Annotated in this window: 5 protein-coding genes; 4 read left to right on the top strand and 1 reads right to left on the bottom strand. The window is 40.4% G+C overall.

Annotated elements, in window-relative coordinates; all coding sequences use genetic code 11:
* The coding region (locus tag DP116_RS29435) for a CHAT domain-containing protein (RefSeq protein WP_169156511.1) at positions 1-2,927 on the bottom strand (2,927 nt) is incomplete at its 3' end.
* Between the two features lie 179 nt (positions 2,928-3,106).
* Here DP116_RS29435 and DP116_RS28620 point away from each other — a divergent pair.
* The 4 genes from DP116_RS28620 to DP116_RS18135 all read left to right on the top strand — a co-directional run bounded on the left by DP116_RS28620 (position 3,107) and on the right by DP116_RS18135 (position 7,966).
* Positions 3,107-3,424: a hypothetical protein gene (locus DP116_RS28620; RefSeq protein WP_211173359.1), complete on the top strand. Its 318-nt coding sequence runs from the start codon at positions 3,107-3,109 to the stop codon at positions 3,422-3,424.
* A gap of 858 nt (positions 3,425-4,282) precedes the next feature.
* Positions 4,283-5,341, top strand: coding sequence for a permease (locus tag DP116_RS18145; RefSeq protein ID WP_169156507.1), 1,059 nt, complete (start codon positions 4,283-4,285; stop codon positions 5,339-5,341).
* 73 nt (positions 5,342-5,414) lie between these two features.
* Complete coding sequence (locus DP116_RS18140; RefSeq protein ID WP_169156506.1) at positions 5,415-6,236, top strand: TIGR03943 family putative permease subunit; 822 nt, start codon at positions 5,415-5,417, stop codon at positions 6,234-6,236.
* A 227-nt stretch (positions 6,237-6,463) separates the two neighbouring features.
* Positions 6,464-7,966 carry an Ig-like domain-containing domain gene (locus DP116_RS18135; RefSeq protein ID WP_169156505.1) on the top strand — a complete coding sequence of 501 codons (1,503 nt, stop codon included), beginning with the start codon at positions 6,464-6,466 and terminating at the stop codon, positions 7,964-7,966.
* Positions 7,967-8,131: the final 165 nt, after the last annotated feature.

Genomic DNA, 8,131 nt, shown 5'->3' with positions numbered 1-8,131 from the left:
GTGTGAATATTCCATAACCGAATTGTTTGGTCGTTGCTACCACTTGCTAAAATTTGTCCGTCTGGACTAAAAGCAAGAGATTGTAGCCAACTTGTATGACCTCGCAGTGTTTTAAGACATTGTCCAGTGTGAATATTCCATAACCGAATTGTTTGGTCGTTGCTACCACTTGCTAAAATTTGTCCGTCTGGACTAAAGGCAAGAGGTTGCACCCAACAAGTATGACCACTGTAGGTCATAATTTGTTTAATGTTTGCAACTTCCCACAAAATAATTTCATCATCAATAGCTGTTGCCAAAAACTTTCCGTCTGGACTAAAAGTTGCTGATAAAATCCCTCCTAATGTTCGAGTAAAAGTAGACTTGCTTAAATCTGAGTTAGCGAAGTTGACTCGATGCAAATTCATGCCCTGTAAGTAAGCTTGCCAAACAGTTAAGTTAGAAAAATCATAACCATTGAGGTCTACATGAAGTTGCCAGAGTAAATTGAGAATATTACCAGCAGCATATCCTGGTTTTTGTAAGGTAGACGTTCTCAGTTTTGACAAAAGCTGATTCAAGTAAATTTGAATATTTTCTCGATGACCAAAAAGGGTCAATAGTTTATCTGCTACAGGCTTAAGGAGCAGCCTAATTTGTGAATTGAGCACATAATCTTTGGCTTGAGATTTGATGAATGCACATCGATTAAATAATGCTATTTCTTCAGTTTCAATTTCTTGGCAAATCTCTTCGACGAATCGGTCAATTACATACTCCATCACCACCGGTTGTTGGGTAAAGTTACCTGAGTTCTTCTCAATTAATGAACGCGATTGTAGAGATTCTAATGTTTCTAACAAATCTCGTAGTGAAACAGCAGGAATCATGTCTTGTTGTAATTCTTTAAAAGATATCCATTCACGATTAATCGTCAGCCAGTACATCACCTGTTGTTCTAGAATTGACAACCGATTAAACTGCTGTTCTAGTAAATCTGAAATATCCCCAAATACAATTGTGCCTTGTTGTAAGAACTGAGCAGCATCGCCGTCAAATAATTCCGCAATAGTTGTTGCGACAATCTTTAAGGCTAAAGGATTGCCTGCATAATACTCCACAAGCGATCGACATTGTTCTTCTGATACATAAAAACCTTTTTCTGCCAGAATTGCCTGACCTTCTGCTTGTGTTAAGCCAAACAATCTCAGTGAACGAATAGGAGAGTTGATACCTTCTTTTACGCTAATTCCTCTAGGTTTCTCTCGACTTGTTAACACCAGGCAACTCTGATGTTTACTTTCTCCCAAACATTTGAAAAGTTGCTCATATCCTTCATATCCTTGTCGATATGCTCCGGCACGTTTTTCACTACATAAAATTGACTCACCATTGTCTAGCACTAACAAACAGCGTGAGTCGCGCAGGTATTTTATTAAGCAAGAGATTTTACCGTCTAAAGTTTCTGGTAAAACGGTTTCCTGTTGATTGGAAAAAAAGTTAATTAAGTCGCTCAAAAGCTCATGAATTGATGGCGCATTACGGAGACTTCGCCAAATCAAATACTCAAAATCATCTTGCAAAAGCTGTGCTAACTTCACAGACAAAGTTGTTTTGCCAATCCCACCCATACCAATTAAAGTAATGAGTCGGCAATCTTCCTTAATAATCCATTGCCTTAAAGTGGTAAGTTCTTCAGTACGTCCGTAAAACACTGAGGCATCAATCGCCTCTCCCCAGTCCTGATGTTTGCTGGTGGCTCTTGTTTTCGTATTTTGATTGAAATGGATTTGATTAAAATGGAAATGAAGGGTTTTATCACTCAGTTGTAACCAAGTTGGTGATTCTGCTGCAGGATTAATGCAAATAACAGGTAACCAAGAAGCACCAGGAAAGTCATCTTCTAAACCATGTAACTTTCTGCGTGCTTGCTGCACTGCTAGGTGTAGAGGCAGTTGTTCTAGTGCAAAAGCTTGCAAAAAATACTTAAAAAATTCTTGTGCTACGAGGTTTGGCACTGGCTCTCGCATTACAATCACTGTGGGAATATTCAATTTTTGTAGCGCATTTGCTAATCCTAAACCATCACAAGAGTTGAAAATTGCCAAGCGTAAACCATTGTCAATGGCTGCTTTCAGAGCTTCTTCTAACTGTTCAATTGTCAGACTATTATTTGTCTTGTTTTCGTTAATATAAATTCGACCTGTTTCACCTTCGCTGTGACTATGACCAGCAAAAAATAGGATATCCCAGCCAGCAGAATCCCAAAGCTGTGTGTTGAATTCTTGACGTGTTGGATTGACAAGAAAAACAGGTTCTGCACCTGGCAAATTTTTGAGAAATTCACTTTCTACTTGTAAACTAATACCTTCACTGTTCCCCAAAATTGCCAAGATTCTAACTATTTTTCGATTAACTTGTGGTTGTAACAATTCACGGCGTTTATATTCTGATTGAGATAAAGCTATTTCTGCACGTGGATAATCATTAAATAAATCGCAGCGATACCAGGGTATTCGCCGCATCATTTCATTATCAGTTTCAAGAATGACTCGTATTTCTTCTGTTGGGTTTAGTAAGGTGCGTAGTTGTCGGCTAGTATTGAGAATTCCCTCGGATTTGAGCCAAGCATTCATACTTTCTTGTAACTGTTGACATAAATCCTGAAACTCAACATTAGAGATGTTGGTTATAGCGGCTTCATCAATTTCCAGTTCATCGTCTTCCCTTTCCCCTGCCAACCGAGAACGTAGATACACGGATTTACATAAACCATGATAGGTTAGCTGCCATTTATGATACAATTCAATCAACTTTGGTGCAGGTGGTAACGAGCCGATGAATTGCTCTGGAAGCGGTTGATTAAATGTCCACAATTGGATAGTCACTTTTGGAAATCCATGACACAAGTTACCGTGTCCCAGATTGATGACAACTGACTTGCTCATTTGAAGATTAAAATATTATACGACTAGAAAAAATATAGCTTTTCACATTAGTCCATATCTTCTTTCATAGCATAAGGTTAGCAACAGCCGCGCCTAGAGTAGGATGCAAAACTATTCGCTAATATTTACCCACATCTTAATCATCGGTTATACATAGGTGGTTCATTATAAGTGTCGAGGTGAACACTATTACCCAAAAGGATTATATCGTGGTAAAGAAAAACAACTTCCGAAAAGTTTGGAAAACTTTAACTGAACTAGGTCAAGAGTTTGGAGTATCAGCCGTTAAATTCGGTAATCTGCTCAAGCAATACGGATTACGCGAAAAAGATGGTGAGCCTAGTCAAATGGCTAAAGATGGTGGTTTCTTTGAAAAAATCACGCCCAATGAACGCATACGCCTTATTATTTATGGCATCGGGAAAAAACCTCTGAGTACCTTATTTCTCAAGGTGTCGCGAAAAATAGAGTATCAGCTAAAGACGCTGAAACGATGACTGAAGCCCGAAAATTAGCACGCTCTTACATGGAAGCTCAACAATTAGATGATGAAGGCTCTAAGCTTGGTTACATCATGCTCTGGTGAAATGGTAGATGATATTAAGAAAGTTGGTTTAGAGCGGTTCAATCAGGCACTGAAGTCGATTGGTTACAAAGGCGACGAAGTTACTAAGATAGGCTGGTAGAAGATATTTTGAACCAAGTAAAGTAATTATGTCAGCACTTATCTACAAATAATCCTATGCCGTAGGCATGGCTGCGAATTGCGCAGAGGCTGCACAAGAAAAACCCTCCCTGCGCGCAGTCTCACTGCTACCTGTCTACAAGAATGCGACTTACCATATTTCTTCCATTTTGGTCTTGCAGTTTTAAAAATTTTGTAGTAATTATTTATCCATCACCCCCATGAGATATTACCTAAAATAGGCATATCCCAAAATGAGTCGTTACCATAGCGATCCCCAAATGTTTAAAAACTGTGAACCCCTTATGACAATGGGCGAAGAATAACATACTATCAAGCAAAATTACCTTGACTAAGAAAATGTCGTAATTACAATTGTGCAAATAGATGCGGACTCTCCCAAATTGGAACTAATTTTGAAGTCTGACAATCTAGAAATTACGGCTCACCCAAGAGCACACAGGGAAGCATATACAGCTATGTAGGACTCTAATTGCTCATGACTCATGCTTAACGGAAGATTGGCTAGATAAAAAATCGTAATTAGCAACCTAAAATATTGTTACTCGAGTGTTCTTGAATAATCGCAATCTATGAGTAATACTTGTTTCCATCATAAAATGACTTGGCAAAATCTAAAAACTCAACACCGCTTTCATAAGCGACACACATGAATCAACTGAACAATGGTTTTACTCTCTTTCTTAGTTTGCTAGTCGAGGCGATACCTTTCTTGTTGCTTGGGGTTTTGTTCTCTAGTTTGCTAATGTTTTTTGTCGATGAAGGCAAACTGGTGGAAAAAATGCCCAAAAATCCGTTTCTGGGTGCATTAGTCGGTAGTCTCGTGGGCTTTTTATTTCCGGTTTGTGAATGCGGAAATGTACCAGTAGCACGACGGTTGCTGATGCAAGGAGTCCCCATACCAGTAGCAATTGGCTTTCTGCTAGCAGCACCAACAGTTAACCCCATCGTAATTTGGGCAACTTGGACAGCATTTCGCGATCAGCCAGAAATCGTGGTATTACGAGTCGTACTTTCTTTATTGATCGCAGTTATCGTCGCCTTTATCTTCGGTTTTCAAAAAGATTTAGCTCCTGTGGTACAGCCTGCGATCGCTCGTTATCTAAAATTTAATCCACCTGCAAAACCACAACCCAAACGCAGCACCAGAAGTCAATTCATTCAGCAGGAGGAAGCGACTGGATCTACTTTATTACAGTCTGGAACATATTTGCTAGGAGGACAAGCAGGACAAAGCATACGGATGGATGGGGATATTTTGCAAGCAAATATGCCAGCCTCTAAACCCAGTAAACCCCTACCAGATAAACTGCGGTTGTTAGTCGATAATTGTGTGCAAGAATTGCGTGAACTAGGAGCAGTGTTAGTTATAGGAAGCGCTATTGCTGCTGCTATTCAAGTACTAACGCCCCGTGAATTTATCATCAGTTTGGGGGCTGGTCCAATTAGCTCTATCACTGCCATGATGATCTTAGCTGTAGTGGTGTCAATTTGTTCTACAGTTGATTCATTCTTTGCCCTTTCTTTTGCTTCAACCTTTACCAGTGGTTCCTTATTAGCTTTTTTGGTATTTGGACCAATGATTGACATAAAAGGCATTGGTTTATTGTTATCAATTTTGAAACCAAAAGCAATCATTTACTTGTTTTTTTTAGCGGCACAGTTAACATTTTTATTCACCCTCTACCTCAACTTGCATGTCATTTAAAAATCGACTAATAACTTCACAGTTTCACCCTCTTCATCAATTTGCACGTCATTTAGCAATTGACTAATAACTAATGACCAATGACTTCAATTCCAAAAAAAAATCTCAAAATCGTTATCAAAAATTACTGCCTTGGCTGGATGTCTTAGCAATTGCAGCTTGGGGTCTTTTAATCCTAAAATACTGGCTAACTAACAAGCTAAACTTGCTAATTCACCCCGACTACTTTTGGTTAGCAATTGTAGGTGCTATTGGCTTGATAACTATTGCTTTTTTCAAGACACAGCAACTTTCGCAACGGCGTCGTCAGATCGCCCCAAATGTTCAGCACCTGACTTTATTTCCACCCGGTTGGAGCAGTGCTTTAGTGTTAACAGCAGCAATCTTAGGATTAATAATCACACCCCACGTTTTTGCCAGCCAAACTGCGCTTCAACGAGGTGTGACAGATTTAATGGGAGCAACACGCGCTAAACCCCAAACAACACCCGATCAACTCCAAGGAAAACGCGCCCAACCCCAACCATTTCGCGCTTCCAGCCCTCTAGAAGAACGAACACTGGTAGGTTGGGTACGTACGCTGAATGTCTACCCAGAACCAGACGCATATACAGGACAAAAAGTCAAAGTACAGGGATTTGTCATCCATCCACCAGATTTAGGAAAAGAACATTTGTTCTTGGCACGATTTGTGATCACTTGTTGTGCTGCAGATGCCTATCCCGTAGGATTACCTGTAAAACTCAAAGAGAGTCGTGATAATTACCCAGCCGATACCTGGTTAGAAGTCGAAGGACAAATGGTGACGGAAAACCTAGCAAATAAACGTCAACTGACCATCGATGCAACTTCCTTGAAGAAAATTCCTCAACCCAAAGATCCATATACTTACTAGTTATCAGTGAACAGTTAACAGTGATCAATTTTCTGTTAATTGTTAAAATCCTTTAGCAGTCCTAAATCATTTGTAAGATTTTCTCTTCTCTTTCTTGGCGTCCTTGGCGTCTTGTTGCTAATCGATAATTCTCACAACTCATATAGGATTGCTATTGTTTAAATCGAACCTATTGATTCGTAGATATTAACTGATAACTGATAACTGATCATTGATAACTGATAATAATGACCACGAGTAAAATTTTTTTCCAACCTTTAGATCGTATTGCTATAGGACTGATACTCATCCTCAGTTTTCTGATTGGGCTATTGATGTTACAGGGTGATGCAGTTAAGCCGAGTGTGCGTCATTTTAGCTGGCAAAATCAACAAATTGCAGCAGATGACACATCCTTTACCCTCACCTTCAGTCGCCCAATGGACTCAAAAAGCGTAGAGGATAACATCAAAATTGATCCGCCTCTAGCAGGTAAAGTGAGTTGGGCAGGACGGCGGATGGTTTACACACTTCTGACACCAGCCCCCTATGGAACAACGTACAAAGTACAGTTGCAGGGAGCAAGAGATAAATTTTCCCAAAAAGAAGGTAAAAACAGACAGATACAGCCTTTTACAGGAAGTTTCCGCACACGCGATCGCATTATTCTTTACATCGGGGCAGACCAACAAGACAAGGGGCGATTAGTTCTTTACAACCTAAGCCAAGAACGAAAAATGGTACTCACTCCCAAAGACTTAGTTGTCATGGATTTTAAGCCCTTTCCAAATGGAGATAAAATTTTATTTTCTGCTCGCAAAGTAGGAAACCAAGACTTACTGTCAACTCAGCTTTACACTGTGACAACAGGGATTTCTGCAAAATCTGAAAAACCAGCACAAGCACTGGGTAAAGTTGATTTGCTTTTGGATAACAAAGAATATCAAAATCTGAAATTTGACTTATCGCCAGATGGAAAAACTCTTGTTATCCAACGAGGAAAAAAAGATGAACCAGGTGACTTTGGGCTGTGGTTTATGCCCCTAAACAACGAAAGTTCTCAGGAAAAACTAACCCCTAAACGTCTGAAAAGTCAACCAGGAGGAGACTTTATGATTACGGCGGATAGTCAAGAGGTCGCAATAGCCCAAGGTCAGGGAATAGGGCTATTACCTCTCCAAGCAGACGCCAGCAAGCCCCGAGATTTTTTTCCGGAGTTTGGTTTAGTGGAGGCTTTCTCTCAGGATGGGTTGCAAGCGGTCATGGTCAAGTTTAATCCAGATTCCACGCGAGAATTGTTTTTGCTGAGGAACCAAGGCGTCCAAAAACCACTGTTACGCACCAAAGGTTCAATTCTCAGTTGCCAGTTTGATACTGCTTCACCCACCCTTTACTGTTTGTTAACACAGCTTTTACCAGGGGAACTCTATCAAGAACAACCATATTTAGTGGCAATTGACCTCAAAACCATGCAACAGAAACCACTGCTAGTTTTGCCTCCCGACCATCGAAATGTACAGATGAGTTTAGCACCTGATGGTTTGGGGTTGTTACTTGACCAAGTTGTACCGCAGACAACCCCCACTGACTCATCACAAGCGAATATGTTGACAACTGATGAAGGACAGCCAATCGCGACCAGTAGTTTGTGGTTAATACCCTTATTGCCGATCTCAGATCCTAGTGCAGTCAACGAGATCAAGCCACAACAGCTACCCTTAGTAGGATTTCATCCCCGTTGGCTGCCGTAAAAACACAATACAACCTTTTAAGAAATACAGGGAACAGGGAACTCTTAACAGGGAAAAGGGAACTCTTAAGAAGGAGGATGGTGTTTCTTTCATATGTTGCTAGCAGTGAAACCAGCGCTGCGGGAGGGGAGCCAGTGCGGTCTTGGGGTCTCCCCAAGTGGAGCA

This window comes from Brasilonema bromeliae SPC951 (assembly GCF_012912135.1).
GTDB lineage: Bacteria > Cyanobacteriota > Cyanobacteriia > Cyanobacteriales > Nostocaceae > Brasilonema > Brasilonema bromeliae.
The sequence above is the reverse complement of the archived record's forward strand: the minus strand, read 5'-3'. Positions and strand labels throughout refer to the sequence as shown.